This window comes from Nocardioides pacificus, assembly GCF_054775955.1.
Genome location: NZ_BAAHCI010000005.1, coordinates 1,435,213 through 1,461,509 on the forward strand (window position 1 = coordinate 1,435,213; position 26,297 = coordinate 1,461,509).

General features: G+C 72.8%; 24 protein-coding genes and 1 tRNA gene. 17 read left to right on the forward strand and 8 right to left on the reverse strand.

Going from position 1 to position 26,297, the window contains the following annotated elements:
- Positions 1 to 48 precede the first annotated feature (48 nt).
- Entirely contained in the window at positions 49 to 903 is an 855-nt protein-coding gene (locus ACYU7L_RS09505; RefSeq protein ID WP_460795452.1) for a hypothetical protein, read from the forward strand.
- On the opposite strand, the gene selB is transcribed toward ACYU7L_RS09505, so the two are convergent.
- The 3 genes from selB to ACYU7L_RS09520 form a co-directional block, all read right to left on the reverse strand.
- Positions 891 to 2,660 carry a selenocysteine-specific translation elongation factor gene (selB, locus tag ACYU7L_RS09510; protein WP_460795455.1) on the reverse strand — a complete coding sequence of 590 codons (1,770 nt, stop codon included), beginning with the start codon at positions 2,658 to 2,660 and terminating at the stop codon, positions 891 to 893. The genes ACYU7L_RS09505 and selB overlap by 13 nt on opposite strands.
- A gap of 72 nt (positions 2,661 to 2,732) precedes the next feature.
- On the reverse strand, positions 2,733 to 4,022 hold the full coding sequence (gene selA / locus ACYU7L_RS09515; protein ID WP_460795457.1) for an L-seryl-tRNA(Sec) selenium transferase: 1,290 nt from the start codon (positions 4,020 to 4,022) through the stop codon (positions 2,733 to 2,735).
- Between the two features lie 514 nt (positions 4,023 to 4,536).
- Positions 4,537 to 4,631, reverse strand: a tRNA-Sec gene (locus ACYU7L_RS09520).
- 56 nt (positions 4,632 to 4,687) lie between these two features.
- Here ACYU7L_RS09520 and selD point away from each other — a divergent pair.
- From selD to ACYU7L_RS09550, 6 genes are all read left to right on the forward strand, one after another.
- Positions 4,688 to 5,701 (forward strand): selenide, water dikinase SelD, encoded by a 1,014-nt coding sequence (gene selD, locus ACYU7L_RS09525; protein WP_460795459.1) that lies wholly within the window; start codon positions 4,688 to 4,690, stop codon positions 5,699 to 5,701.
- 100 nt (positions 5,702 to 5,801) lie between these two features.
- Positions 5,802 to 9,110, forward strand: coding sequence for a formate dehydrogenase (gene fdh, locus ACYU7L_RS09530; protein ID WP_460795461.1), 3,309 nt, complete (start codon positions 5,802 to 5,804; stop codon positions 9,108 to 9,110).
- Positions 9,107 to 10,054 (forward strand): 4Fe-4S dicluster domain-containing protein, encoded by a 948-nt coding sequence (locus tag ACYU7L_RS09535; protein ID WP_460795463.1) that lies wholly within the window; start codon positions 9,107 to 9,109, stop codon positions 10,052 to 10,054. Before fdh ends, ACYU7L_RS09535 begins: the two co-directional genes overlap by 4 nt.
- On the forward strand, positions 10,051 to 11,055 hold the full coding sequence (nrfD, locus tag ACYU7L_RS09540) for an NrfD/PsrC family molybdoenzyme membrane anchor subunit (RefSeq protein ID WP_460795465.1): 1,005 nt from the start codon (positions 10,051 to 10,053) through the stop codon (positions 11,053 to 11,055). The genes ACYU7L_RS09535 and nrfD overlap by 4 nt, the downstream gene beginning before the upstream one ends.
- A gap of 16 nt (positions 11,056 to 11,071) precedes the next feature.
- Positions 11,072 to 12,367, forward strand: coding sequence for an L-lactate MFS transporter (locus ACYU7L_RS09545; protein WP_460795467.1), 1,296 nt, complete (start codon positions 11,072 to 11,074; stop codon positions 12,365 to 12,367).
- Positions 12,364 to 12,705, forward strand: coding sequence for a TraR/DksA family transcriptional regulator (locus ACYU7L_RS09550; protein WP_460795470.1), 342 nt, complete (start codon positions 12,364 to 12,366; stop codon positions 12,703 to 12,705). Before ACYU7L_RS09545 ends, ACYU7L_RS09550 begins: the two co-directional genes overlap by 4 nt.
- 52 nt (positions 12,706 to 12,757) lie before the next feature.
- On the opposite strand, the gene ACYU7L_RS09555 is transcribed toward ACYU7L_RS09550, so the two are convergent.
- Entirely contained in the window at positions 12,758 to 13,468 is a 711-nt protein-coding gene (locus ACYU7L_RS09555; protein WP_460795472.1) for an EthD domain-containing protein, read from the reverse strand.
- A gap of 90 nt (positions 13,469 to 13,558) precedes the next feature.
- On the opposite strand from ACYU7L_RS09555, the gene ACYU7L_RS09560 reads away from it, so the two are divergent.
- A complete protein-coding gene (locus ACYU7L_RS09560) occupies positions 13,559 to 14,314 on the forward strand; it encodes a PT domain-containing protein (protein ID WP_460795474.1) in 756 nt (251 codons plus the stop codon).
- 2 nt (positions 14,315 to 14,316) lie between these two features.
- On the opposite strand, the gene ACYU7L_RS09565 is transcribed toward ACYU7L_RS09560, so the two are convergent.
- Positions 14,317 to 14,763 (reverse strand): hypothetical protein, encoded by a 447-nt coding sequence (locus ACYU7L_RS09565; protein WP_460795477.1) that lies wholly within the window; start codon positions 14,761 to 14,763, stop codon positions 14,317 to 14,319.
- Positions 14,764 to 14,872: 109 nt separating this feature from the next.
- On the opposite strand from ACYU7L_RS09565, the gene ACYU7L_RS09570 reads away from it, so the two are divergent.
- Genes ACYU7L_RS09570 through ACYU7L_RS09585 form a run of 4 tightly spaced genes read left to right on the forward strand, consistent with a single transcriptional unit; the run spans position 14,873 to position 19,362 of the window.
- Positions 14,873 to 16,171, forward strand: coding sequence for a T3SS (YopN, CesT) and YbjN peptide-binding chaperone 1 (locus tag ACYU7L_RS09570; protein ID WP_460795480.1), 1,299 nt, complete (start codon positions 14,873 to 14,875; stop codon positions 16,169 to 16,171).
- Positions 16,172 to 16,217: 46 nt separating this feature from the next.
- Positions 16,218 to 17,237, forward strand: a complete 1,020-nt coding sequence (locus tag ACYU7L_RS09575) for a hypothetical protein (RefSeq protein ID WP_460795482.1) — start codon at positions 16,218 to 16,220, stop codon at positions 17,235 to 17,237.
- On the forward strand, positions 17,234 to 18,307 hold the full coding sequence (locus ACYU7L_RS09580; protein ID WP_460795485.1) for an NADH:flavin oxidoreductase/NADH oxidase: 1,074 nt from the start codon (positions 17,234 to 17,236) through the stop codon (positions 18,305 to 18,307). The genes ACYU7L_RS09575 and ACYU7L_RS09580 overlap by 4 nt, the downstream gene beginning before the upstream one ends.
- A 29-nt stretch (positions 18,308 to 18,336) precedes the next feature.
- Positions 18,337 to 19,362 carry a glycosyl hydrolase family 18 protein gene (locus tag ACYU7L_RS09585; protein WP_460795486.1) on the forward strand — a complete coding sequence of 342 codons (1,026 nt, stop codon included), beginning with the start codon at positions 18,337 to 18,339 and terminating at the stop codon, positions 19,360 to 19,362.
- 25 nt (positions 19,363 to 19,387) lie between these two features.
- Here the strand turns inward: ACYU7L_RS09585 and ACYU7L_RS09590 are convergent, their stop codons facing one another.
- Positions 19,388 to 19,957, reverse strand: a complete 570-nt coding sequence (locus ACYU7L_RS09590; RefSeq protein ID WP_460795488.1) for a mismatch-specific DNA-glycosylase — start codon at positions 19,955 to 19,957, stop codon at positions 19,388 to 19,390.
- 60 nt (positions 19,958 to 20,017) lie between these two features.
- Between ACYU7L_RS09590 and ACYU7L_RS09595 the strand changes: the two genes are divergently transcribed.
- On the forward strand, positions 20,018 to 20,392 hold the full coding sequence (locus ACYU7L_RS09595; protein WP_460795491.1) for a hypothetical protein: 375 nt from the start codon (positions 20,018 to 20,020) through the stop codon (positions 20,390 to 20,392).
- Positions 20,393 to 20,412: 20 nt separating this feature from the next.
- Here ACYU7L_RS09595 and ACYU7L_RS09600 read toward each other — a convergent pair whose 3' ends face one another.
- A complete protein-coding gene (locus ACYU7L_RS09600) occupies positions 20,413 to 21,657 on the reverse strand; it encodes a phosphodiester glycosidase family protein (RefSeq protein WP_460795493.1) in 1,245 nt (414 codons plus the stop codon).
- A gap of 46 nt (positions 21,658 to 21,703) precedes the next feature.
- Entirely contained in the window at positions 21,704 to 23,317 is a 1,614-nt protein-coding gene (locus ACYU7L_RS09605; protein ID WP_460795495.1) for an alpha/beta hydrolase family protein, read from the reverse strand.
- Positions 23,318 to 23,477: 160 nt separating this feature from the next.
- On the opposite strand from ACYU7L_RS09605, the gene ACYU7L_RS09610 reads away from it, so the two are divergent.
- The 4 genes from ACYU7L_RS09610 to ACYU7L_RS09625 form a co-directional block, all read left to right on the forward strand.
- Positions 23,478 to 24,296: a hypothetical protein gene (locus tag ACYU7L_RS09610; protein WP_460795497.1), complete on the forward strand. Its 819-nt coding sequence runs from the start codon at positions 23,478 to 23,480 to the stop codon at positions 24,294 to 24,296.
- Between the two features lies 1 nt (position 24,297).
- Positions 24,298 to 24,888 carry an RNA polymerase sigma factor gene (locus ACYU7L_RS09615; RefSeq protein ID WP_460795499.1) on the forward strand — a complete coding sequence of 197 codons (591 nt, stop codon included), beginning with the start codon at positions 24,298 to 24,300 and terminating at the stop codon, positions 24,886 to 24,888.
- Entirely contained in the window at positions 24,888 to 25,295 is a 408-nt protein-coding gene (locus tag ACYU7L_RS09620) for a hypothetical protein (protein ID WP_460795501.1), read from the forward strand. Before ACYU7L_RS09615 ends, ACYU7L_RS09620 begins: the two co-directional genes overlap by 1 nt.
- 163 nt (positions 25,296 to 25,458) lie before the next feature.
- Positions 25,459 to 26,297 (forward strand): DUF222 domain-containing protein (locus ACYU7L_RS09625; protein WP_460795503.1); only part of this gene is annotated, 839 nt, incomplete at its 3' end.

Sequence of the window (26,297 nt, forward strand, 5' to 3'; positions counted from 1 at the left end):
CCGGGTCAGGATGCCCGGTCATGGGGCTGCGAGGCCTAACCTGAGGTCATGCTGAACTTCTCCGACGTCACCCGCGAGCACGTCGAACGCGCCATGGACGAGTACGACCAGCGGGGGGAGGACGGGTTCCTGTCCCGCCACGGCTTCGGCAAGCCGCGCGAGTACGTCCTGTGGCACAACGCGAAGGCCTACGACGCGAAGGCGATCATCGGGGTGGCCTTCGGCTTCGCCACCGGCACGCCGGCCAAGGCCGCGCAGTTCCCCGACGGGCGCGAGGGCGCGGCGACGGTGCTCCAGGAGCTCGGCTACGAGGTGTTCTCGACCAGCGCCTCCTCCAAGGACCTGCCCGAGCCGACGGCCGGCCCCTGGCGCGACGCCCCCGACATCGGCATCGACGTCGCCCGCAAGGAGTGGGCCGACGCAGCGCGCGCCGTCCTCATCGAGACGGCCGGACGCTACGGCGCCGTCGTCACCTACAAGCAGCTGGGCGGCCTGGTGCGCGAGCGCACCGGCATCCGCACCGGGCAGCTGATGCACTACTGGATCGGCGAAGTGCTGACCCGGGTCGCGCGCGACTGCGCGGAGCGCGAGGAGCCGATCCTGTCGTCGCTGTGCGTGAACGCGTCGGGCAGCGTGGGCAACGGCTATGCCCTGGCCGTCTCGGAGATCCACGGTGACGCGCCGGACGACCACGACGACCACGCCGCCGAGGAGCGTCTCGCCTGCCACCACCACTTCGGTGCGGACATCCCCGACGACGGTGGCTCCGCGACGCTGACCCCGCAGGTCATCACGCTTCGCGACCGGCTGCGCAAGCAGCGCCTCGCGGAGAAGGCCGTGCCGCTGTGCCCCAACTGCCACATGGCGCTGCCGGCCACCGGCGAGTGCGACTACTGCGCCTGAGCGTCGCGAGCAGCTGACGTCGTACGGCGGTCGTCGGGCAGCCGGCGGGTCAGCCCACGGGCATCGAGGTGCTCGAGCAGTGGGAGCACCACCCGTCGGCTCGTGGCCAGCCTGACCCTCGCCTCGCTCGTCGTGAACGGCTGAGGGAGCTCCTCGAGGCAGCGCACCGCGAGCTCCGTCGCGTCCGGGAGCAGCACGATCCCCGGCGCCAGCCGGAGGACGAGGCCGGCCTTGGCCGCGGCGGCGACGCGCTTGGCGTCCAGCCCCAGCGCCGCCAGCCGGTCCGCCGTCGGAGCGGCGAAGGGAGCCGCAGCCAGCTCGGCCTCGAGCGCGGCCACGGCACGCACCAGCTCGGGGGGCAGCCCGCTGCCTCCGGGCGAGCGCACCCGGCCGCCGCTCACGCGCAGCGGCGGGCGCACCACGGCCTTGACCAGCTCCGGCGTGGGCAACCCGACCCGCTCGGTCAGTGCGGTCAGCGCGACCCCGGGGTCCAAGGGATGCGCGGCGTCGTGCTCGCGGACCGCCGCCTCGACGTCCGCGGCGGCGCGCTCGGCTCGCTCGGAGCTGATCAGCCAGGTCCCGGCCCGCTGCAGGGAGCGGTCCTCGGCCGCCACCCCGATCCGGCGGAGGACGTCGACGTCGACCACGCCTCGCCGGGCCACCTCCGAGGCGAGGTCCGGCTCGCCGGTCAGGCTCTCGAGGAGGGCCGCCCGGTCGGCGGCCGCACCCCGGCGACGCAGGGCCGGGGGCATGGGGTCGAGGACCTGGAGCCCCCAGACGCGCCTGCTGCCCGGGTCGCGCAGCAGCGCCCGGTCGCCCACCCGCAGCGGCAGCGGCTCGTCCAGCGTGATCCGGAGGTGCCGTGTGCCCAGAGGCCGACACCGGGCCGCCACGGCGGCCGCCCCGATGTGGAGCATCGGCTGGGCGGGAACGTCGTCGTTGCCTTCCGCGAGGCGTACGTCGAGCAGCGTCGTCTCCCGCCAGGCGCCGGGCGTCACGAGGACCGACCCTCGCTCCACCGAGCCGGCGTCGTCCCCGGTGAGGTTGAGGGCGACCCGCGCGACGCCGGTGGCACTGGACACGGGCTCGCCGAGCGACTGCACGCCGCGCACCCGCACCACCCGGCCGGCGTGGGCCAGCTCGTCGCCGCGGTGGATCGTGCCCTCGGGGAGGGTGCCGGTCACGACCGTCCCCGCGCCCTTGATGCTGAAGCGCCGGTCGACCCACAGGCGCACGTCCGCGTCCGGCCTGCTCGCGGGGAGTTCGTCGAGCATCTCGGCGAGGGCCGTGCGCAGCTCGTCGAGGCCCGCCCCCGTGTGCGCGCTCAGCGCTACGACGCGGGCTCCCGCGAGCGTCGTACCGGCGAGCTCCGCCGCCGCCCGCGCCTGCATGGGGGCCGGGTCGGCGAGGTCGCTGCGGGTGATCGCGACGACCCCGTGGCGCACACCGAGGGCGTCGAGGGCCGCGAGGTGCTCGGCGGCCTGCGGCATCCACGGGTCGTCGGCCGCGACGACGAGCAGCGCCGCGGGGACGGGGCCGATCCCGGACAGCATCGTGGAGATGAACCGCTCGTGCCCCGGCACGTCGACGAAGGCGACGTCCCCCACTCCGGGCAGTGAGGTCCAGCAGTAGCCGAGCTGGATCGACAGTCCTCGCGCGCGCTCCTCCTCGAGCCGGTCCGGGTCGGTGCCGGTGAGGGCCTTGACCAGCGTCGACTTGCCGTGGTCGACGTGGCCGGCGGTTGCGATGACGTGCACGGGCTCAGCGTGTCAGAGCAGGGCAAGACCGAGACTGTGCCGTGGCCCCGGATCCACCATCTGCGGGAGGCCTCAGTCGCGCGCCCGGAAGACCGCCTCGACGAGGACGGCGTCGTCGGCGGGAGCGACGGCGATCAGGTCGAGCAGCAGCCGGCCTCTCTCCACCCGGCCCACCACCGGGAGGTCGCCGAGGCGCAGCGGGCCGGCGAGGTCGGCGTCCAGCGCCACGGCGGCGCTGGGGAGGTCGACCTCCGGGGCGCCGCCCCCGCCGACCGCGGCGAACGACTCGACGGCGTGGGCGTCGACCTCGGGGGCGAGGGCGGCGGCGATGCGGCGCGCACGGGAGAGCAGTGCTTCGGGAGTGGTGGCGAGGGCCTGCGCGACCGGGGACGGCGGCCCGGTCAGGGTGGCCTCGAGCGCGGCGAGCGTCAGCTTGTCCACGCGGAGTGCCCGCGCGAACGGGTGGCGGCGCAGCCGCTCGACCAGCTCGGCGTCACCGAGCATCAGCCCGCACTGGGGCCCGCCGAGCAGCTTGTCGCCCGAGGCCGTCACGAGGGTGGCCCCGTCGCGCAGCGCTGTCGCGGCGTTGGGCTCGTCCGGCAGGCGGGGGTGGGGGGCGAGCAGTCCCGAGCCGATGTCGGCGACGACCGGCACGCCGAGCCCGGCCAGCTCGCGGACCCCGACCGAGGAGGTGAAGCCGGTGACCAGGAAGTTGCTGGGATGCACCTTGAGCACGAACGCCGTGTCGTCGTCGATCGCGTCGGCATAGTCGGCGAGTCGCACCCGGTTCGTGGTGCCGACCTCGTGGAGCACGCCGCCGACCGACTCGATCAGCTCCGGGATCCGGAAGCCGTCGCCGATCTCCACGAGCTCGCCGCGCGAGACCACGATCGTGCGGCCGGCGGCGAGCGCGAGCGTGACCAGCGCGAGGGCCGCGGCCCCGTTGTTGACGACGTGCACGCCGCCCGCCGCCGGCACCGCCTCGGCCAGGGCCGCCAGCGCCGAGCGACCGCGGCGACCCCGGCGCCCGGTCGCGAGGTCGAGCTCGACGTCGGTCGCCCCCGCAGCCACTCCCAGGGCGTCGACGGCCGCGCTCGACAGCGGGGCGCGGCCCAGGTTGGTGTGCACCACGATGCCGGTCGCGTTGACGACGCGCCGCAGCTCGGTCGCCACCGGCGGCAGCGACTCCACGGCGTACGACGCGACGTCGTCGGGGTCGACCTCGCCGGCCCGACACGCCTCGAGCGCCGCGACCACGGTCTGCTTGACCAGGCGCTCGCCGAGTCGGCCCGTGGCCTCGCGCAGACGGGGGTCGGCCAGGACGTGGTCGGTGCGGGGCGTGTCCCGTCGCGGGTCGTGCACGGGATCACCCTAGGGCCACGCGAGTGCCGTGCGGGAGGTGCGATGCGGGACGACCGACTCTGTCCGGATCCGCCGCGGCCTGCCAGCGTGGGACACCGGAGGTGAGTGCCATGAACTCCTTGGACCACTGGGAGCCCGCCGCGCACGTCGCGGTCGGCGTCGGCTTCGGCGCCGCGGCCGTCGGCAACGTGGTCGGTTTCCTGCCGCGCGCCTCGGAGCTGCTGCCGTGGTTCGCGGAGACCGCCTGGCTGCCGCCGTACCCCTGGGTGCTGGAGCGCCTGCTCCCCGTCGCGCCCGCGGTCGTGGCCGCGGCCGCCGCGCTGGAGGCCTCGATCGCCGCTCTGCTGCTGTCCCGACGTCGGGTCCCTCTCGCGTTGGGGCTGTCGACCGCCTGGCTGCTGGGGCTGATCCCCGCCGTCGGCTGGCCCTACTGGAGCGTCAACCTCGTGGCCGGCCTCGCCGTGGGAGTGCTGTGGAGACGGGCGGCGACGGCTGCGGGCGCCACGTCTGACGTTGGCGGAGGCGGACGGGAATCGAACCCGCCGGGGACAGCTGCTGCCCCCCTACGGTTTTGAGGACCGCGCCCATCACCAGACGAGGTACGCCTCCGCGGTCACCTTAGAACAGGCCCGGGCAGGTGGGGTGGGGTGGCTAGGTTGGGGCGCATGACCGACGCGACCGGACCGCTCCGTCTCACCCAGTACGCCGCGGGCGGGGGCTGCGCCTGCAAGATCCCGCCGGGCGAGCTCGAGCGGGTGCTCGCGGACCTGCCGGGAGGGCGCAGCACCGCGCGCACCGGGGACTACGGCGAGCTGCTGGTCGGCCTGGAGCACGGTGACGACGCGGCCGCCGTGCGCATCGAGGAGGGTCGCGCCGTGATCGCCACCGCGGACTTCTTCACGCCGGTCGTCGACGACCCCTACGACTGGGGCCGGATCGCCGCGGCCAACGCGCTCTCCGACGTCTACGCGATGGGCGGCGAGCCGCTCCTCGCGGTCAACCTGCTGGCCTGGCCGCGCGACAAGGTGCCGTTCGAGCTGGCCGCCGAGGTGCTGCGCGGCGGCGCGGACATCTGCCGCGAGGCCGGCACCCACCTCGCGGGCGGTCACAGCATCGACGACCCCGAGCCGAAGTACGGCCTGGCCGTGACCGGCTTCGCCGACGCCGACCGGCTGCTGCGCAACGACGGCGGCAGGGCGGGCACCGCGCTGACACTGACCAAGCCGCTCGGGCTGGGCGTGCTCAACAACCGGCACAAGAGCACCGGCGAGCGCTTCGAGCAGGCCATCGCGACGATGACCGCGCTCAACCGCGACGCCTCCCGAGCCGCGGTCGCGGCCGGGGTGCGAGCGGCCACCGACGTGACCGGCTTCGGGCTGCTCGGCCACCTCTACAAGCTGGCCCGGGCCAGCGGCGTCACCGCGATCGTCGACGCCGCGGCGGTGCCCTACCTCGACGGCGCCCGTCAGTCGCTGGCCGACGGGTTCGTGCCGGGCGGCAGCCGCCGCAACCTCGACTGGGTGCGCCCCCACCTCGACGCGTCGGTCGACGACGACGAGCTGGTGCTGCTCGCCGACGCGCAGACCTCCGGGGGCCTGCTGGTCGCCGGGGAGCTGCCCGGGCACCCCGTGATCGGCGAGCTGGTCGAGGCGGGGGAGTTCCCGCTCGTCGTCAGATAGTTCTCGTCAGGTGATGGCATGAACGCCCGTCGGAGGGGTACTTTCGCAGCCACGGGGGCTCCGCTCGGGGCTCTCCGCCTCGGGTGAAGAGGGGACCGTCATGGTGAGGACGCCACTGTCGTGGCCGGTGCTGCGCCAGTTCACCGGCTCGGATCTGCTGGGACGCGGCAAGGCCGTGCGCTCGCAGAAGACAGAGGACACCACGTCCCGCACCGTCTCCGCGGACCGCGTGGCGCGCAGCGTGTGCCCCTACTGCGCCGTCGGCTGCGGCCAGAAGGTCTTCGTCAAGGACGAGGAGATCATCTCGATCGAGGGCGACCCCGACAGCCCCGTCTCCCGCGGCCGGCTGTGCCCCAAGGGCTCGGCCAGCAAGAACCTCGTCACGAGCCCGATGCGCGAGACCACGGTGAAGTACCGCCGGGCCTACGGCACCGAGTGGGAGGAGCTCGACCTCCCCACCGCGATGAGCATGATCGCCGACCGGGTCGTCAAGGCCCGCAACGACACCTGGCAGGAGCTCGACGAGAAGGAGCGCCGGGTCAACCGGACCCTCGGCATCGCCAGCCTCGGAGGCGCGACCCTCGACAACGAGGAGAACTACCTCATCAAGAAGCTGTTCACGGCGATGGGCGCGATCCAGATCGAGAACCAGGCTCGCATTTGACACTCCGCCACCGTCCCCGGTCTGGGGACCAGCTTCGGGCGCGGCGGCGCCACCGGGTTCCAGCAGGACCTCGCCAACGCTGACTGCATCATCATCCAGGGCTCCAACATGGCCGAGGCCCATCCCGTGGGCTTCCAGTGGGTGATGGAGGCGAAGGCGCGTGGGGCCAAGGTGATCCACGTCGACCCGCGCTTCACGCGCACCAGCGCGCTCGCGGACACCTATGTGCCGCTGCGGGTGGGCACGGACATCGCGTTCCTCGGCGGCATCGTCAACCACGTGCTGAGCAACGACCTCGACTTCCGTGAGTACGTCGTGGCCTACACCAACGCCGCCACGATCGTCAGCGAGGACTTCGTCGACACCGAGGACCTCGACGGTCTCTTCTCCGGCTTCGACGACGAGACGCGCACCTATGACTCCGAGACCTGGCAGTACGCCACGCAGGAGCACAAGGGCGACGGACAGAACGAGCCGATGCAGCGCGAGACCGCCAGCGCCATGCAGCACGAGACCCACGGCGTCCAGGTGGACAGCGAGGTCCAGCGCGACGAGACACTGCAGCACCCGCGCTGCGTCTTCCAGATCCTCAAGCGGCACTTCGCCCGCTACACCCCGGAGATGGTGGCCAGCACGTGCGGCGTCCCCGAGGAGCAGTTCCTCGAGGTGGCGAATGCGTGGGCGAGCAACTCCGGCCGCGAGCGGACCACGGCGCTGGTCTACAGCGTGGGCTGGACCCAGCACAGCGTGGGCGTGCAGTACATCCGCACCGGCGCGATCCTGCAGCTGCTGCTGGGCAACATGGGGCGCCCCGGCGGCGGCGTGATGGCGCTGCGCGGCCACGCCAGCATCCAGGGCTCGACCGACATCCCGACGCTGTTCAACCTGCTGCCGGGCTACCTGCCGATGCCCAACGCCAGTGAGCACACCTCGCTGGAGGAGTGGATCGACAGCGTCCGCAACCCGGGGGCCAAGGGGTTCTGGTCCAACGCCGGCGCCTACGGCGTCAACCTGCTCAAGGCCTACTGGGGCGAGCACGCGACACCCGAGAACGACTTCTGCTTCGACTACCTGCCCCGGATCACCGGCGACCACGGCACCTACCGGACCGTGCTCGACATGATCGACGGAAAGGTGAAGGGCTACTTCCTGCTCGGGCAGAACCCGGCCGTCGGCTCCGCCCACGGCAAGGCCCAGCGGCTCGGGATGGCCAACCTCGACTGGCTCGTCGTACGCGACCTGTTCGAGATCGAGTCGGCGTCGTTCTGGCACAACAGCCCCGAGGTGGAGTCCGGCGAGATCGTGCCGGAGGAGTGCCGCACGGAGGTCTTCTTGATGCCCGCGGCCACGCACGTGGAGAAGGAGGGCACCTTCACCCAGACGCAGCGGATGCTGCAGTGGCGGGAGAAGGCCGTCGAGTCGCCAGGCGACTGCCGCTCCGAGCTGTGGTTCTTCTACCACCTCGGCCTGATGGTCCGCGAGCGGCTGGCCGACTCGACCGACCCCAAGGACCTCCCGATCCAGCACCTCTCCTGGGACTACCCGGTGCACGGCGAGCACGACGAGCCGAGCGCCGAGGCGGTGCTGATGGAGATCAACGGCTACGAGATCGCGACCGGGCGTCCGCTGTCGACGTTCAACGAGATGAAGGACGACGGGTCCACGCTCGGCGGCTGCTGGATCTACACCGGCGTCTACGCCGACGGGGTCAACCAGGCGGCGCGGCGCAAGCCGGGCTCCGAGCAGAGCTGGGTCGCGCCCGAGTGGGGCTGGGCCTGGCCGGCCAACCGCCGCACGCTCTACAACCGGGCCTCGGCCGACCCCGAGGGCCGGCCGTGGAGCGAGCGCAAGGCCTACGTGTGGTGGGACGCCGAGCTCGGCGAGGCAGGGGAGTGGACCGGTCACGACGTGCCGGACTTCGAGAAGACCAAGCCCCCGTCCTACCGACCCGCCGACGGCGCGGACGGCGTCGCGGGCATCTCCGGCGTCGACCCGTTCATCATGCAGGGCGACGGGAAGGGCAGCCTCTACGTCCCGCAGGGGTTGATAGACGGTCCGATGCCGACCCACTACGAGCCGGTCGAGTCGCCGTTCCGCAACCCGATCTACGGCCAGCAGGCCAACCCGACCCGCAAGGAGTACGCCCGCGAGGACAACCGGATGAACCCGAGTCCTCCCGAGGAGCACAGCGAGGTCTTCCCGTTCGTCTTCACCACCAGCCGGCTCACCGAGCACCACACGGCCGGCGGGATGAGCCGGTACGTCGCGCGGCTCGCCGAGCTGCAGCCGGAGATGTTCGTCGAGGTCTCGCCCGAGCTCGCGCAGATGCAAGGCCTCGAGAACGGCGGCTGGTGCCACGTGGTCACGGCGCGCGCCGCGGTCGAGGGCCGGGTGCTGGTCACCGAGCGGCTCACCCCGCTGCGTGTCGAGGGCCGCACGGTCCACCAGGTGTGGCTGCCCTACCACTGGGGCTCCGGCGGCATGGTCACCGGCGACTCCGCCAACGACCTGTTCGGCATCTCGCTGGACCCCAACGTGCTGATCCAGGAGAGCAAGGTGGGCACCTGTGACGTCCGAGCCGGCCGACGACCGACGGGCCGCGCCCTGGTCGAGCTCGTCACGGACTACCAGCAGCGCTCCGGCGTGTACGACGACCACACGGTGCCGATCGTGACGGCGCGGGGCCGCGGCGCCTCCCAGCAGGACGACGGCGACGAGACACCCGACCCGGGGAGCGAGTCATGATCGGCAAGAACAGCCTGTGGGGTCCGCTCGACCCGGCGCCCGACGCGGGCTACGACGACGAGCAGCCGCGCAAGGGGTTCTTCACCGACACCTCGATCTGCATCGGCTGCAAGGCCTGCGAGGTGGCCTGCAAGGAGTGGAACGACGTCCCCGCCGACCACTTCGAGCTGCTCGGGTCGTCCTACGACAACTCGATGTCGCTGAACTCCAACCAGTGGCGCCACGTCGCGTTCATCGAGCAGCCGGTGAAGCCGGGTCGACCGTCGGTCGACCTCGGGATGCCGGCGATGGGGGCGCCCGGGGTGACCCTGCCCGACTCCGGCACCGACGTGCCCGGGCAGGAGCAGGGCGAGCGTCCGGACTTCCGGTGGCTGATGTCCTCGGACGTGTGCAAGCACTGCACCCATGCGGCCTGCCTCGACGTCTGCCCGACCGGCTCGCTGATGCGCAGCGAGTTCGGCACGGTCGTGGTGCAGGACGACATCTGCAACGGCTGCGGCTACTGCGTCCCGGCCTGCCCGTACGGCGTGATCGAGCGGCGCCAGGGGCCGGCCGGGGCCAAGAACGTGGGCATCGCCCAGAAGTGCACGCTGTGCTACGACCGGCTCGATGCCGGCCAGACCCCGGCCTGCGCCCAGGCGTGTCCGACCGAGTCGATCCAGTTCGGCGACGTCGAGGAGCTGCGCGAGCGGGCGAGCAAGCGCGTGGAGCGCCTGCACGAGGCCGGGATCATGGACGCCCGGCTCTACGGCAACGACCCCAACGACGGGGTCGGCGGCACGGGCGCGTTCTTCCTGCTGCTCGACGAGCCGGAGGTCTACGGCTTCCCGCCCGACCCGGTGGTGACCACCAAGGACCTGCCGCACATGTTCAACCGCGCCTCGACGGCCGCCGGCGTGATGCTGCTGGGAGCGGTGCTGTCCTTCCTGGGGAGGCGATCGTGAGCGACACCGAGCAGCGCCGGGGGCGCCGCAAGCGCAAGACCCGCGACGACGTGATGGTGCCCGAGGCGGCGTTCACCTCCTACTACGGCCGCCCCATCGTCAAGGCCTCCCCGTGGAAGGCCGAGATCCCGGCCTACCTCTTCACCGGCGGGCTCGCCGCGGGCTCTTCGCTGCTCGCCGCCGGCGCCCAGTCGACCGGTCGCGACGCCCTGCGCCGCTCGGGCCGGCTCGGCGCCATCGGGGCACTGGGGCTCTCGATGTTCGCGCTGGTCCACGACCTCGGCCGGCCCTCGCGGTTCGTCAACATGCTGCGCGTGATGAAGCTGACCTCGCCGATGTCGGTCGGCACCTGGATCCTCTCGATCTACGGCCCCTTCGCCGGTGCCGCGGCCGCGGCCGAGGTGGCCGCGATGCTGCCCGAGCGCACCCGTCGTACGACGCCGGTGCGGCTGCTCGAGACGGCCGGGGGGCCCGCGGGACTGCTCGCCGGACTGTTCGCACCGCCGGTCGCGGCCTACACCGCCGTCCTGCTCTCCGACACCGCGACGCCGTCGTGGCACGCGGCCTACAAGGAGCTGCCGTTCGTGTTCGTCGGCTCGGCCGCGGCAGCATCGGGCGGCTTCGCGATGCTGACCGCGCCGACCGCCCAGACCCTCCCGGCGCGCCGGTTCGCCGCCGGCGGGGCGCTGCTCGAGCTGGCCATGGAGCACCGGATGGAGCAGTCGATGGGCATCACCGCCGAGCCGCTGCACCAGGGCGAGGCCGGCCGGCTCATGACGGCCGCCAAGGTCCTCACCGCCGCCGGGGCCGCCGGCACGCTGCTCGCCGGTCGCAGTCGGGGCGTCGCGGTGGTCTCGGGGCTGGCGCTGATGGCGGGCTCCGCCTGCACGCGCTTCGGTGTGTTCGAGGCGGGACAGGAGTCGGCGAAGGATCCGCGCTACACCGTCGTCCCCCAGCGTGAACGGGTCGATCGAGGGGAACCGGTGCGGCACCAGGACTGAGCGAGAGGCGACTGGCATGGCTGAGAATGCGTCCCGAACGGACTCGACCCAGGCTGATGCAACCCGGGCTGACGCGACAAGGGGCCGCTGGCTGCTCGTCGGGGCCGGGCTGCTGCTGCAGTTCTCGATCGGCGCCGTCTATGCCTGGAGCGTCTTCGGCACCGCCCTCGAGAAGGCGGCGGACTTCGAGCTGACGAAGGTCCAGGCCTCGCTGCCGTTCAGCGTGACGATCGGGATGATCTTCGTCGGGACCTACCTCGGCGGTCGCGTCCAGGACAAGAAGGGCCCGCGACTCGTGGCGCTGGTCGGCGGCGTGATCTATGCCATCGGCATCATTCTGGCCTCCTTCGCCCGCAGCGACGACGACCTGTGGCTGATCATCCTGGGCTACGGCGCGATCAGCGGGTTCGGGCTCGGCGTGGCCTACATCGTGCCGATCGCGATGCTGCAGAAGTGGTTCCCCGACAAGCGCGGTCTGATCACCGGTCTGGCCGTCGGGGGCTTCGGCTTCGGGGCCGTGCTGACCTCGCCGGTCGCCCAGTGGCTGATCGAGCGCAACGAGGACCAGCCGACCAAGGCGTTCCTCCCGCTCGGCATCGCCTACCTCGTGATGTCGCTGGTGGGCGCGTCCTTCTTCCGCAATCCGCCCGCGGGCTACGTCGTGCCCGGGCACGAGGAGTCGTCGTCCGCGGACGGGGACTCCGCGGCCCGCGACTACACCCAGGGCGAGGCGCTGAAGACGCCTCAGTGGTACCTGCTCACCGCGATCCTGACGCTCAACGTCATCGCCGGCATCGCCCTGATCTCGCAGGCCAAGAGCAGTGCCATCGACATCGCCGGCTACAGCGCGGGCGCGGCCGCCAGCGTGGTCGGGGCGCTGGCGATCTTCAACGGGGCCGGGCGGATCGTGTGGGCCGCCGCCTCGGACCGGGTGGGTCGGATGCCGGCCTTCGTGGCCATGCTCGGCCTCCAGGGCGTCTGCCTGCTGCTGATCCCGCACGCCTCCAGCGCGGTGCTGTTCTTCGCGCTCGCCGCGGTCATCTACCTCTGCTACGGCGGCGCGTTCGGCACGATGCCCGCCACCGCCGGCGACTACTTCGGGGTCAAGAACGCCGGGGCCATCTATGGGCTGATGCTGATCGGCTGGAGCCTCGGCGGCGTGATCGGCCCGGTCGTCGCCTCCGCACTGATCGGCAGCGACTCCGACTACACCACCGGCTACACGACCATCGGCATCCTCACCCTGGTCGCGATGGTGCTGCCGTTCATCACCAAGATCCCGAAGGGCCGGCGCGATGCCGTCGCCCGATGACGGATCCCGATGTGCGCGACCGGCTCCTCGCCGAGCAGGCGACCACCGCCGAGCGGGTGGCCCGGCTGCGTGGCGACTTCTCCGGGATGGTGGACGCCTCGGAGTCGTCCAACGCCGATGACGAGCACGACCCCGAGGGCGCGACCATCGCGTTCGAGCGCTCCCAGCTCAGCACGCTGATCCGGCAGGGTGAGCTCCACCTCGAGGAGGTGGACGCGGCCCTGGGCCGGGTCGAGGACGGCAGCTTCGGCATCTGCGCCCGCTGCGGTCGGCCGATCCCCGCCGAGCGGCTCGCCGTACGCCCGATCGCCCGCACCTGTGTGACCTGTCCTTCCTGACCCGGACGCGTCAGGGCAGGTTCTTCAGGGCAGGGGTCTACAGGGCGGGGGTCTACAGGGCAGGGCTCGAGAAGACGTAGCGGCTGGTCGGGACGAGGTCGATGCCCTCATCGGCCCCGAACGCCGCGACGCTCTCCATCAGCGTCGCGAGACGCCGGTTGAGCTCGTCGTCGTCGCCTCCGCTGCCGTAGAACGCGTGCAGGTCGCTCATCGCCGCGCTCGGGAACAGCTCCTCGACCAGCGCGTCGACCACCGGCGCGTCGGGCGTGACCGCACGCACCACCTCGTTCTGGACGTAGCCGAACGTCGCCTGGGTCTCGATCGCCACGGTCGTGTGCCGCCCGTGCCAGTGCGCGCGCCACGCCTCGTGGCTCAACCGCTCGGGGCGCCGCAGGAAGGCGACGTTGGCCAGGGTGTCGGCCCGTTCGCCGTCGGGCGCCACCGGTGGCTCCAGGGGGCGCCGCTCGCTGACCTCCCAGCCGGCCAGGCGCGTCGTCACCTCGCCCAGCACGGCCGCCACCTCCCGGGGAGCCTGCGAACCCGCGTCCTCGGCGAGCCACACGCTGACGACCGCCCGGACCGGCTCGTCGAAGGTCTGCAGGCGCAGCATCGCGCCGGCCACGTCCGCGTCGTCCACGTTGACCTGGATCGTGCCGGCACCGGCGCCACGGAGGCGCCTGTGGAGTGCGGGCGAGAGCAGGGGATCGGCCAGCGGCTCCGCGCCCTGCCACAGGGCGAACATCAGCTTCGTCACACGCGTCATGCTTGCCGACTCTGGCACGGCTCCCGCAGGCGTGGGTGGGCTCGTCCCACTGACGTGCTCGTGTGGGACGGGTGGGCATACTCGAAGGAGATGACTGACGCAGAGAAGCCCAAGCTCGAGATCGACTGGCTGAAGACCTTCGCCGGCGCTCTTGCGGCTGTCTCCTCCGCAGTGCTGCTCTCCACGTTGGGTGCGGCGGGCACGCTGATCGGTGCCGCGCTGGGCAGCGTGGTGGTGACGGTGACGGGCGCGCTCTACTCCCAAGGGCTGGCGCGCAGCCGAGCCCGGCTGAGCCACGCCCAGGAGGTGGCCCTGGCCCGGGCGGGGGTCTCCACGTCAGAGGTGCGCCGGGCGCAGGCCGATCTGGATCCGGCGGTCGAGGAGAGAGGCTCGCTCGAGCCCGAGTCGACCGTGCGCGACCGGCTGGCTCTGCTGCCCTGGCGGCGGATCGCGCTCGGCGCCGGTGCGCTGTTCCTCGTCGCCGTGGTGGCGATCACCGCGTTCGAGGTGATCGTCGGTCGCTCGGTCTCGTCCTACACGGGAGGGACCTCGACGCACGGGGGGACGTCCCTGACCCGGCTGACCGGCGGCTCCGAGCCCGGCGGGGACCCTGACGGGCTCGACGACGAGGAGCGAGCCCCCTCGCCGGGCGACGACGTGTCCCCGGGCGAGGAGCCGTCCGAGGACGCGACCGGCGAGCCGACCGCCCAGCCCTCGACCGGGCCCACGTCGGAGCCGACGACACAGTCCACAGGAGAGCCCACGACGGACCCCAGCCTGAGCCCCGCTCCCGAGGTTCCGGCGGCCTCGCCCCCGACCCTGCCGAGCACGAGCCCTGTCGGCTGACCTCAGGCGGGTCGTTCCAGCGACCAGGGCGCGCGCAGCGCATCGACCGGCAGCGGACGCACGTCGACGTCGGTGGCCACGTGCACGACCTCGCAGGCCATGTCGGCGCGCCGGCACGCGTCGTACAGCGTGGCGGCCCAGGCCCGGTCCCGTTCATCGGGCAGACCGGCCCCCGGGCGGGCGCGCAGGAAGGCGACGCTGCCGCCCGGCTCGACGAAGTCGCGGCCGAGGTGCTCGAGGAACGAGCCGAGCTCCCAGGAGACGCCCGGCCCCGGCGCGTCGGGGACCTCGGCGACCTCGATCAGGTGGAGAGGCCGGCGGTCGGCCTCGATGAGCATCAGCCAGAGCGACGAGCCGGACCAGCCGAGGGGCTGCATGGCCTCGCGCCAGGCGGCCTCGAGGTCGGCCTGGCTGCGGAGAAGGGGGCGAGAGGGAGGCATGTCATCCATGTCCACGAGGCTGCCCGCGATCGACGTCGAGCGCGAACGTCTCTCCACAGGTGGGGGCAGGCAGGTGGGAACTGGGGTCTTGTCGGCACCGGCGGCTACGGTCGACACCGTGGACGACAGTGATGGCTTCGAGGTGGCCGGGGATCAGGCGTGGAGTGCCTTCCGTGGCCGTCTGGCCGACCGGATCGCAACGCTGACCGACGACGACCTCCTCCACATCGACGCCGGGGTGGGCGTCGACGAGGACGAGCTCGACGGCGCCAACCCCTACCTCCAGCTCGTGGGCTGGGGCGGCGACCTGGTGCGCGCCGAGGCGGCGGGCAACGCCTTCCTGGCGCCGACGCACCGTCTCGACGCGGCGGCGGTGGCCCTGCTGCACGAGATCGGCTGGGAGGAGCCCACCTACGTCCCGCCTGCTGAGCCCGACGCCGGCTCGGCCAACCACTGGATCGACGTCGAGCGACGCGAGGCCGATCTGCTCGCGGTGCTGTGCGTGCGCGCGCTGCGCGAGGTCTACGGCTGCCCCCACCCGTCCTTCCTCGATGCGGACGGGCTCCAGCTCGAGCCGGTCACCGTCCAGGCGACCGAGGCGGTGACGCTGGAGCATCCCGAAGAGCCGATCGCGGTCTTCCCCGAGACCTCCGAGGAGCTCAGCGAGCTGGTCGACGCCGCCCTGGCGCTGATGTTGGACGAGCCCCTGCGCCACGACGCCGACGGCGACCTGCCGGTGGTCGTCGGCAAGAGCGTCGTCCTGGTCCGGATCGCCGACGACGTCCCGGCGGTGGACCTCATCTGCGAGCTCGTCCTCGACGTCGCCCACCGCGATCGTGCCGACGTCGAGGTCGGCATCCTCAACCGGGACCACCCGAGTCTCCAGTTCCATGTCCACGAGGACCGGATCATCGCGCGCTACCGCCTCTGCGCGGTCCCGTTCGCCCCGGCCCAGCTGCGGGCGGTGCTCGCGGCGTTCTGCGAGGGCCTCGACGAGACCGCCGCGGACCTCACCCGCCGAGTGGGAGGGCGTCGCCTGCTCGAGGACCCCGCCGGAGGGCCCGAGCGGTCCGCGCCGGAGGGGGTGGACCCCGACCGCGACGAGCACCCGGCCCTCGCGGTGCTCCGTGAGCTGGCGGTCACCGGACCGGTCAGCGCGGAGATGGCCGCCACCGTGTGCGGGATGGACCGGGAGCTGATCGCCGGGCAGATCATGCGGCTGCGAGGCGCCCCCGACGATGACGTGACCGCCCCGCTGGTGGCGGCGTTGGGAGAGGCGCTCCGACTCGTCGTCGAGCGGCAGACGGCACAGGAGCTGGGGCGTCCGAAGCGTCGCACTGCGGGTCGGCAGAGCGTCGCGCAGCCGTCGCTGTTCCCCGAGCTGGAACCGGGCCAGGAAACCCTCGATCTTGGGTAGGCGAAGAGGCTGGACGGGAGGCCTCCGGGGGGTGTGGACTGAGACCATGCCTCGCGTCGTCCCCACCCTCCTCGCCGCCCCCGTCGCGGCCGCCCTCGGCCTGGCGCTGGCCGCCGGCCCGGCGGCCGGCTCCGACGGCGTCGTGACGGTGCCTGGCCTCGACTTCCCCGACAGCTACGTGCGGCTGGCCTATGCCGGGTGCGACGACTACTTCTCCTCCGGTGCCAGCGCGCCGCTGACCCGGATCAACCGGGGTCCCGGCCCCGTCCCGCTGGGCGAGCGCAGCTTCGGCTTCGAGCTCGACCAGCCCGGCACGGTCGCCGGCCCCGCCCACCGGGTCGACTCGCTGGTCGACACCACGGTCGCGGAGGTCCGGGTCGCGGCGGGCGGCGGCGCCCGGGGCGCGGCGTACGTCTGGTACGCCGGGGGCGACCTCGCGGAGGGCCAATCGTGGAGCGGGCGTGCGGAGCTGTCCGCACCCGCCGGCGGGTGGACGAACGTCTCGGCCGCCGGCCTGAGCTTCGCGTGGACGGCCCGCGACATGGCGACGGGCGCGCAGGTGCTCGACGGCGGCACGGCCACGGTGGCGGAGTTCACCGCGGCACACGGCGGGGACGGGCCGGGCTGGATCGTGCTGGGCTTCGGGTGCGGTGGCACATCGTTCAACATCGACGGCTTCCGCGTCGGCGGCGCCGGTGGCGTCACGACGTACGACTTCGAGGGGATGGTGCTCAGCACCGCCATCGAAGGGCCGACCCAGCCGGTGCGGGCCGGCCAGGAGGTCACGATCAGCGGCGCCACGCGCGACTTCCGCGGCCAGTCGACCGGACAGCCGATGGTGCTGGAGGCGCGCGCCGCCGGCACCCGCGCGTTCGTGCCCGTCGGCGAGCCCGTCCAGCCCGGGGACGACGGGACCGCCCGGGTGACGCTCGAGCCGCAGGAGACGACGGACTACCGCTGGCGCACCGACGAGACGGAGTACGCCGAGGGCACCCTGTCGGCCGTCCTGTCGGTGACTGTCGAGCCCGTGGTCGGCGAGCCCGCGCGTCCCGCGGCGCGTCGATGAGCGAGCTGTTCACCCCGCTCACGCTGCGCGAGCTCACGATCCGCAACCGCGCGTGGGTGGCGCCGATGTGCCAGTACTCCGCGGTCGAGGGCGTCGTCAACGACTGGCACCTGGCCCACCTCGGCTCGTTCGCCCGGGGCGGCGCCGGCCTGGTCATCACCGAGGCGAGCGCGGTCGTGCCCGAGGGGCGGATCTCCCCGGTCGACGCCGGCATCTGGAACGACGAGCAGCAGGTCGCCTGGACGCGGGTCGTCGACCTCGTCCGGTCGCAGGGCGCTCGGGCGGGGATCCAGCTGGCCCATGCCGGCCGCAAGGCGTCCACCCGGCCGCCCTGGGAGGGGCGCGACGCGGTCGCCGACGATGAGGGCGGCTGGGAGCCGGTCGGTCCCTCAGCGGAGCCCTACCCGCGGATGCGGGACCCGCGCGCCCTCGACGGTGACGGGATCCGATCGGTGATCGAGGCCTTCGGGGATGCCGCGGAGCGGGCGGTGGCTGCCGGGTTCGACGTCATCGAGATCCACGGCGCACACGGCTACCTGCTGCATGAGTTCTGCTCGCCGCTGTCCAACCACCGCACCGACGAGTACGGCGGCAGCTTCGACAACCGGGTCCGACTCCTGCTGGAGGTGGTCGCCGCGGTGCGCGCCCGGGTGCCGGAGGGCATGCCGCTGCTCGTCCGGATCTCGGCCACCGACTGGCTCGACGGCGGCTGGAGCATCGAGGACTCCGTCCGGCTCGGGGGCCTGCTCGACCGGGCGGGGGTGGATCTCGTCGACGTCTCCTCCGGGGGCAACGCGCCGGCCCGGATCGACCTGGTGCCCGGCTATCAGGTGCCGTTGGCCCGCCGGGTGCGCGAGGGTGCCGGCGTGGCCACCGGGGCGGTCGGTCTGATCACCGAGCCCAAGCAGGCCGAGGAGATCGTGGCCTCCGGCGCGGCGGATGCGGTGCTCCTCGGCCGCGTCATGCTGCGCGAGCCGCACTGGCCGCTGCGTGCCGCCCACGAGCTGGGCGTGCCGATCGGCGAGGGCATCGACTGGCCGCGGCAGTACCTGCGCGCCGCGCTCGACTGAACGCTCCCCTCCCGTGCGACGCTGGGCGCATGGACCTCAGCACGACTCCCCGACGGGCCGGACTCGCGCTCTCTCTCGCGGCACTGCTGCTGACCGGTGCCACGGGACCGGCCGGCGCTGGCGAGTCGGCGGATCCGGGTCTGGCGGTGACCGCCTTCGCCCTGGGCAGCACCCCCGACCGGGTGATCGACCGCGATGCCGACAAGCTGACCACGGTCGGTGTCGCGGCCGTCTCGCTCTCCGCCGACGGGCGTCGCGTGGCCGCCCCCACCGCCGACGTCCGCCGAGTGCTGCGCCGGGCTCATCAGCGTGGCCTGCGCGCCGAGCTCCTGCTCAGCAACTGGAGCAACCGCCTCGAGGCCTTCGACCCGCGGGCCGCCTCCCGGCTGCTGCGCAGCGACGCGAAGATCGACCGGGTGGCCGCCCGGCTGACCGGACTGGTGGTCGACCAGGGCTGGGACGGCGTCTCGGTCGACCTGGAGGGCCTCGGCCGCCAGGAGAGCAGCGGGCTGGTCGCGCTGGTCCGCGAGCTGCAGACCCGGATGCCTGCGGGGCGGACGGTGTCGGTGTGCGTCAGCGCGCGGACGTCGACGCGCGCCTACCGCTCGGGCGGCTATCGGATGGCCCCGCTCGCGGCGGCGGCGGACACGATCACGCTGATGACCTACGACGAGCACGGCCCGACCTGGTCGGGACCGGGCCCGATCGGCTCGCTCTCCTGGCAGCGCCGGGCGCTTGCCGCGGCGGTGGCGCTCGCGCCCCGGACCAAGATCGACCTGGGGATCGCCGGCTACGGCTATACCTGGCCCGACCGCAGGATGGGGCATGGGACCGGGCGCACCGTCACACCCACGGCGGCACGGCGACTGGTCCGCCACGACGGCGCCCGGGCTCGCTGGCGAGCGAAGGCGGGGGAGTGGACCGCCCGGCTCTCCGACGGGACCCGACTGTGGTGGTCCGACGCCCGCTCCTATCGAGTGCGCACCCGCCTCGCCGAGGAGCAGGGCCTGCACGGGGTGGCCGTGTGGCGGCTCGGGTCGGCAGATCCGCTGTGACCCGATCCTCTCTGCGCGAGGTCGCTCAGGCGATGACGCCTGCGGCGCGCGCCGGGGCGGCGTACGCCTCCGCCAGGCTGGCGACGGTCTCGTGCGCGTTGAGGCCACTCGGGTTGGGGACCACCCACAGCTCGGCGGGACCGAGGCGCTCCGGCTGAGGGCCCAGCACAGCCTTGCGCTGCCCGAACGCCGTCCGGTAGGCCGTGATCCCGGCGACCGCGACGACGCGGGGCGCCTCTCGCTCGACCAGTTCCACCAGCTGCCGGCCGCCCTCGAGCAGCTCGGCCTGGCTGAGCTCGGAGGCCCGCGCCGTGGCGCGCCTGGCGAGGTTCGTGATGCCGATGCCCCGGGCCCGGAGGTGGTCGCGGTCCTCGTCGGTCATCCCGGTGGACGGATCGACGCGGCGCTCGAGGATCCCGGCGCGCAGCAGCGCCGGGTAGAAGCGGTTGCCGGGGTGGGCGAAGTGGGTCTGCGTTGCCGCGGTCCACAGGCCGGGGTTGATGCCGACGAAGAGGAGCCGCAGGTCCGGCCCGAGGAGGTCGGGCACCTCGGTGTCACGGAAGGACTCGAGCTCGGCGCGTGTGAAGAGAGGCACACTGACAAGCCTCTCAGCCCATCGGTGAGACGATGGAGACAGCGTCTCGAGAGGAACACCATGAGCGACCTGCCCACCACGCCGACCCCCATGCAGCAGCCCCGTCGCCAGCGGCACCTGATGGACCCCAACAACCTCCAGGCCAGCCAGTCGTCCTCGGGCGGGATGAGCATCAGCAACGTGCAGAAGTGGGTCATGTCGACCCTGGCGGTGACCACGATCCTGCACCTCGCGGGCGGGCTGGTGCTCGCCGCGCGGATGATGGACACCATCGACTTCGCGGGCCAGGTCGGCCTGGTCGTGATCGCGAGCCTGCTCGGGGTGCTGGCGATCTTCGCCGGGCTCCTCATCCACCAGCACCGGCTGCTGAGCAAGTGGCTGCTGGCCGCGCCCGTGCTGGCCGCGGTGTTCGCCTGGCTGGTCTTCGGCCTCTGAGCTCTGCGGGTGGGCCTGCCTCAGCGCGGGCGGTAGGTGACGCCCAGCCCGTTGGGGACAAGTCGCTGCTGCCCGTCTGAAGGGGAGTTCACGACGCCGACGACCCCGTCGGGCCCCGCCGCGGCCATCGTGGAGGAGCCGCCCCCGTCGAGGTTGAGCGCGCTCTCCGCGCCGAGCTGCTGCAGCAGCAGCGCCAGCTCGACCATGGTCGCGCCGCGGCTGAAGGACTGCCGTCCGTCGACGACGACCATCAGCAGCCGGCCGGTGTCCTCGTCGATGCCGATGGCGGTGCGCGGGTGCAGCTCGCGGTCGTCCACGACGAGCGGCTGCCCGTCCTGGAGGAGCACCTTGTTGCCGCTGACGGCCACGGCGATCCTCGCCCGCGAGGCCTCCTTGAGGCGCCACCGGATCGCCAGGCGGCTGCCGACACGCAGCTTGGCCAGCTCGCGAGCCCCGCGGTCGCGCCCGACCAGCACGATGCCGCGTGGACGCTCGCCGCGGCTGAGGCGACGTGACGTGGAGCGGACCCTGCCATGGCGGACGACGACCTCGCGCACGCGCTTCCTCTGCCCGTCGGTGACCCGCCGGCCGGACGTCGGTCCCCAGCTGCGGGTGAAGACGCCGATGCCGCCGGGCGCCACGGTGGGGGAGTTGACGTTGGTGATCCGCAGAGCCGGCCGGCGGCGGATCCAGGCCCTCATCGGCACCGAGCCGATGCGCGCCTTCCCGGTGCGGGTGAGATAGAAGGTGGAGTTCCACCCCGCCTCCGGACCGTGCCGCACCCCCCGCTGGCGGTCGTGGCCCACCCCGAGCGGAGCGCCGGTGTCGCCGATGTCGAAGAAGTCGGCGTTGATGCCGGCGATCGCCGCGTCCCGGGCCAGCAGGCTCGTCAGCGGAGCACGTGACTGGACGAAGGCCGGCGACGCGTAGTCGAGGGCCACCCCTGGCACGGACGGGTCGACGGTGAGCAGCTGGACCCGCTGCGTCCCCCGGGCGTCGATCTGGTCCCAGCGCTGGAAGCTCACGCCGGGCGCCACGGTCCACGCCGTCTCGTTGCTGCGTCGGGCCACGCGTCCCGACCAGCCGAGGTCCTCGGCGATGGGGCCGCGGACCCCGTCCGAGCTGTGGCGGGGGTAGGTCGAATCCCCTGCCATGGCCGGTGAAGCCATGGCCGGGGAGGCCAGCAGCGATCCGGTGCAGGCCAGGGCGATGAAGGGGGCGATCAGAGCCGTGGACAGCGTGCGGCGTGCGGAGACCCGAGACATGGCAGCCAGCGTAGATCGACTGACGCGGTCGGTGGGCGGTTCCGGCTCACTTGCGGACGACCGGCAGATGGACGCGGGTGCCCTCGAGGACGACCGCGCCGGGCGTGCGGCTGCCCATCAGCACGAACGTGTCGCTGATCGGCGTCACCAGGACAAAGAGCGACTGCCCCGCAGGCACGTCGACCGCGACCGACGGCAGCGCGATCCGGCGTCGCTCGCCGTTGACGGGAGTCGGCTCGTTGATCGGCAGCACGTTGTTCTGCACGACCTTGGCGTCCAGCGGCGACGTGCCGATGGCGAGGGCGTAGAAGGCGCGGTTGTCGACGCCGAGCGCCGTCAGCCGTCCGGTGAGGTGCGGGGTGCCCGCGACGCGGATCGGGCCGTCGGCGACCTTCACGCTCACCGGGACGCCGACACCCGAGGTCGTGCCGAGCGTCCCCACGTCGTACGTCGTGTTGGGGGCGACCGAGGAGACCGTGGTGCAGCGGCCGGCCGCCGTGGAGAGATGGACTCGGCCGTATCCCCGCAGCCCGGTGCGCCGGCCACGCAGCTTCTCGTCCATGAAGCGCACGGCGAGGTCGGAGAACGAGCCGCCGGCCAGGCGCCTGCTGCACGGATCGGCGGTGCTCCCGACCCCCTGAGGCAGGATCGCTGGCAGCACGTGGCCGCCGTTGTAGCCCACGAAGATGCTGTGACGCCGGGCCCGCGGGGTCAGCGCGCGCTGCCAGTTGGCCAGGCCCTGCTGCAGGTTGAACAGGGTGTCGGTCGTCCCCTGGCCGAAGAGCACGGGGATGTCGAGGCGGCGCCCCTGCTGCACGTGCCACCGGGGGCCGTTGCGCTCGAAGAAGCGCACCATGTCGGGGGTTCCGGGCGGTGAGCCGTCGGGCCACTGACCCGTCGCCACGCCCTGGCCGAGGGCGACGAGCACCTCGGGCGGCAGGTCGCCGGCGCCGGCCGCGCCCAGGGCCAGCGCCCACTCGCCACGGACCACGCCCTCGGGCGCCAGGCTCTGGTTGAGGTCGTGCCAGGTGATCTCAGGGGCGAGCGCGTCGAAGACCGGCTTGCCGCGCGTCATCAGGTTCCGGAACGCCCCGACGAACTGGTAGCCGCCTCCGTAGCTGCCCCCGATCGCTCCCAGCCGCGGATCGCCGGGGCCGTCCTTGCGGACCCAGCGCTGCGTGCTGATCAGCCGGACGAGCGCCTGGACATCGCGGCCCTCGAGGTCGGGGTTCTCCACGTGGGCCCGGCCGCCGCTCTCGCCGAAGCCGCGCTGGTCGAAGGTCAGCACGCCGTACCCGCGGGAGAGCCATGTGCGGAACGACGCGGCGTCCCTCGTGCGTGAGCCCGCCCACCCGTGGCTGTGCATGACGACCGGCGCCTTGCGTCGCGCGGTGGCGCGCGCCGGCTTGAAGAGCGTGTAGCAGATCTTGACCTTCTCGGGGGTGCCCGGGTCAGGCACGCCGTCGAGGCAGCCGTTGGTCACGCGGACCTGGGGTGCGGCTGCCGCGGCTGCCGTCGCCACCGTCGCCACCGACGTCGCCGACGTCGCCGGCAGCGGGCCCGCGGTGGCGACCGCGATCGAGGGAGTGGTCACGATGCTCGTGCTTGCGGCGAGCAGGGCGGTGAGCGCGCCGGTGGCGAGCAGGGGGCGGAGTCTCATGGCTACCTCGTCTGTGCGGTCGGTCACAGGGGACAACCGTCGAGAAGGCGGGAGGTCACGGTCTCGACGGTGCTGAGTTGGAGGAGGCTGAGCCCGAGGGAGGGTGTAACGCCCGGACATGTAGGGGTGAGACTTGACGCCGAATCCCCCAGGAGGACCCATGCGACCACCACCGCCCTGGTCCGACGCACACGACCGGCTGCTGGCGGACACCGAGCCGCCGGTGCCCGACCCCTCTGTGGGGGAGGTGGAGCGTGTCTGGAGCCGCGTCGAGCGGGAAGTCGGGCACGAGGTCGGGCGCGGTCGTCGACGCACAGGAGTCCGGGTCGTGGTCGCTGCCGGCATTGGTGCAGCGCTGCTCGGCACCTCGGGGCTGGCCGCCGCCGAGCTCTACACGGCGCGCACGGGAGAGGGCCCGGTGGACGCGGAGGACCGCCGGCTGGGAGGCCCCGGTGAGAGGCTGCGGATGGCGGCGCCCGACTATGCGGAGGTCCTCGCCGAGGAGACCGCCGACATCCCGTTCCCGAGCGCCGAGGCTCGCGCGCTGGCCATGAGCGAGCAGGTCCGCGACGTACATGGCGCGAGAGACGACGAGTTCGTCACGACCGGTGCGGTGCGGGCCTGGGTCGCCGACCAGTCGCTGTGCTCGTGGGCCAACCAGTGGGCCACCGCCACCCGGAGCGGGGACGAGACGGAGCGCGCCGAGGCGATCACGACGATCCAGAGCGCCCCCACCTGGGACGCCGTCACCGCCATCGACCCCGCGCCGTACAGCCGGATGGAGTCGATGCGGGTCACCGACGGTGAGCGGACCTGGACCGAGCGGCACCGCGACACGAGCCAGTTCTTCTATCTGGACGCCCTGGGTGAGGCTGTGGAGGGGCGTGAGCCGGAGGCCGTCGCCCGTCTCCTGGCCGAGCACAACGGCTATTGCAGTGCCGAGAACATGCCGGACCTCCCGCGGGTCGGGGAGCGCTGAGGTGGACCGCGTCATCACGGCCGAGGAGTTCGAGGAGCTCTACCGCGCCACCGCTCGCGACGTGTTCGGCTACGCGCGGCGCCGGCACGCCGGTGATGTCGAGGACCTGGTCGCGGAGGTGTACGTCGTGGCGTGGCGCCGGCGCGCGGACCTGCCGGGGCCGTCGCTGCGGCGTGCTTGGCTCTTCGGGGTCGCTCGGACCCTCCTCAAGGCGGAGGGCCGCAGGCGACGGAGCGAGGCGGAGCTGGTGGGTGAGCTCGCTGCCCAGTCTGCGCCGACGGCCGCGGCCCAGGCTGCCTCGCCGGGGAGCGAGCGGACCACGGCAGTCGTGGTCGCCGCTGTCTCCCGCCTCTCGGTGCGGGATCGCGAGATCCTGCAGCTGGTGGGGTGGGAGGGGCTCACGCCGGCGGAGCTCGCCGTCACGCTCGGCATCCGTCCGGGAACTGCCCGGGTGCGACTCCACCGCGCGCGTCAGGCTCTGGCGGCGGACCAGGACGTGCAGACGCTCGTGGAGAGGCCTGGCTCCGTCCTGCTCCAGGTTCGAGACGCTGACTCCTCGCCCACCGGTGGACGCGCGGGCAGAATGGCGTGATGCCGACCCACGCCAGCACGCACCTCCAGGTCCGGATCGGCGAGCACGTGGTGTCGCGACACGGCATCAGCGTGTTCGAGGACCGCGTCTGTGTGCGGTTCGAGGTCCGGGGGCCCGAGAGCGACATGCGCTTCATCGAGGACCACGTCGCTGCCTATCGCCCGGACGGCCCCGACAGTGGCGACAAGCTGGATGGTCTGGGGGGCTCCGGAGGTGACTGCGCCGACGAAGGGAGCTACTTCGTGTGGGAATGGAAGTGGTCGGGTGAGGAGCAGATCGTGCTCCGCTACTTCGACGCAGGGTCGCTGCTGGCGGAGGAGCGGGTGGTGGTCCCGCCGGTCGGCACCGACGCTCACGCTGTGGCGGCCCTGCATGACGGCCCCTCCTTCCTGACCTTCCGCAGCTGAGCGTCCGGCCCCGGGCGTGCTGGGGCCGATGTCGGTGGGCTGTGCTGGACTGGTCTGGTCTCGATCCAGCGGTTGGGGCCAGCGGTAGGAGGGCGTCTCGATCTCATCCACAGATCCCGTTCAGGGGTTCCCCGGCCCCGTTTGCTTGCCTATAATCGATCGTATGTTTGAACTCATCGGCTACGACCTCGAGGCAGGCTCCGGCGGTGACGCCGCGGGCGCTGCCGAGTCGGATGCGCCGGTCGATCCGAGTGGCTTTGCGGGCGTCGAGCCGGGTGTGGATCTGGGTGTTGATCTGGGTGCGGTGTGGGTCGAGATGTTGGCCGGCATCGATGGCGATGACCTCTGTGATGCGGCGTTGGTCGATGAGCTGGCGGGGTTGGAGCGCCTCACGGGTGCCGCGGCTGCGGCGAAGGCGCGGTTGACCGCGCAGCTGCACGCGCGGCGGCTGGTGGGGGATGCCGAGCGTGGTGTCCCGAGTGAGCGGTGCGGGCGGGGTGTGGCCCACGAGGTCGCGCTGGCCCGCCGGGAGTCGCCGCACGCGGGCCGTCAGCACGTGGGGCTGGCGGTGGCGTTGGTCAGGGACATGCCCGCGACGTTGGCGGCGTTGGGGGCCGGGGAGATCAGTGAGCAGCGGGCGATGGTGATGGTCCGCGAGAGCGCCGACCTCTCGGTCTCCGACCGGGCCTGTGTGGACGCGACGTTGGGGCCGGTGCTGGGTGGGATGGGCAACCGTGAGGTGATGCTCGCGGTGCGGCGGATGGTCTGTGACCTCGATCCTGAGGGTGAGGCGGATCGGGTGGAGCGGGCCAGGGCCCGGCGTCGGGTGACCAGTCGGGGGCTGGGGCACGGGATGATGCGGATCACCGCGGACGTGCCGTCGTGGGACGGGTACGTTGCGATGCAGGCCTTGCGTGAGCACGCGGACTTCCAGCGGGTCAGCGGTGTGGACACCCGCAGCCGGGACCAGGTGATGGCCGACGAGTTCCTGGCGCGCCTGGG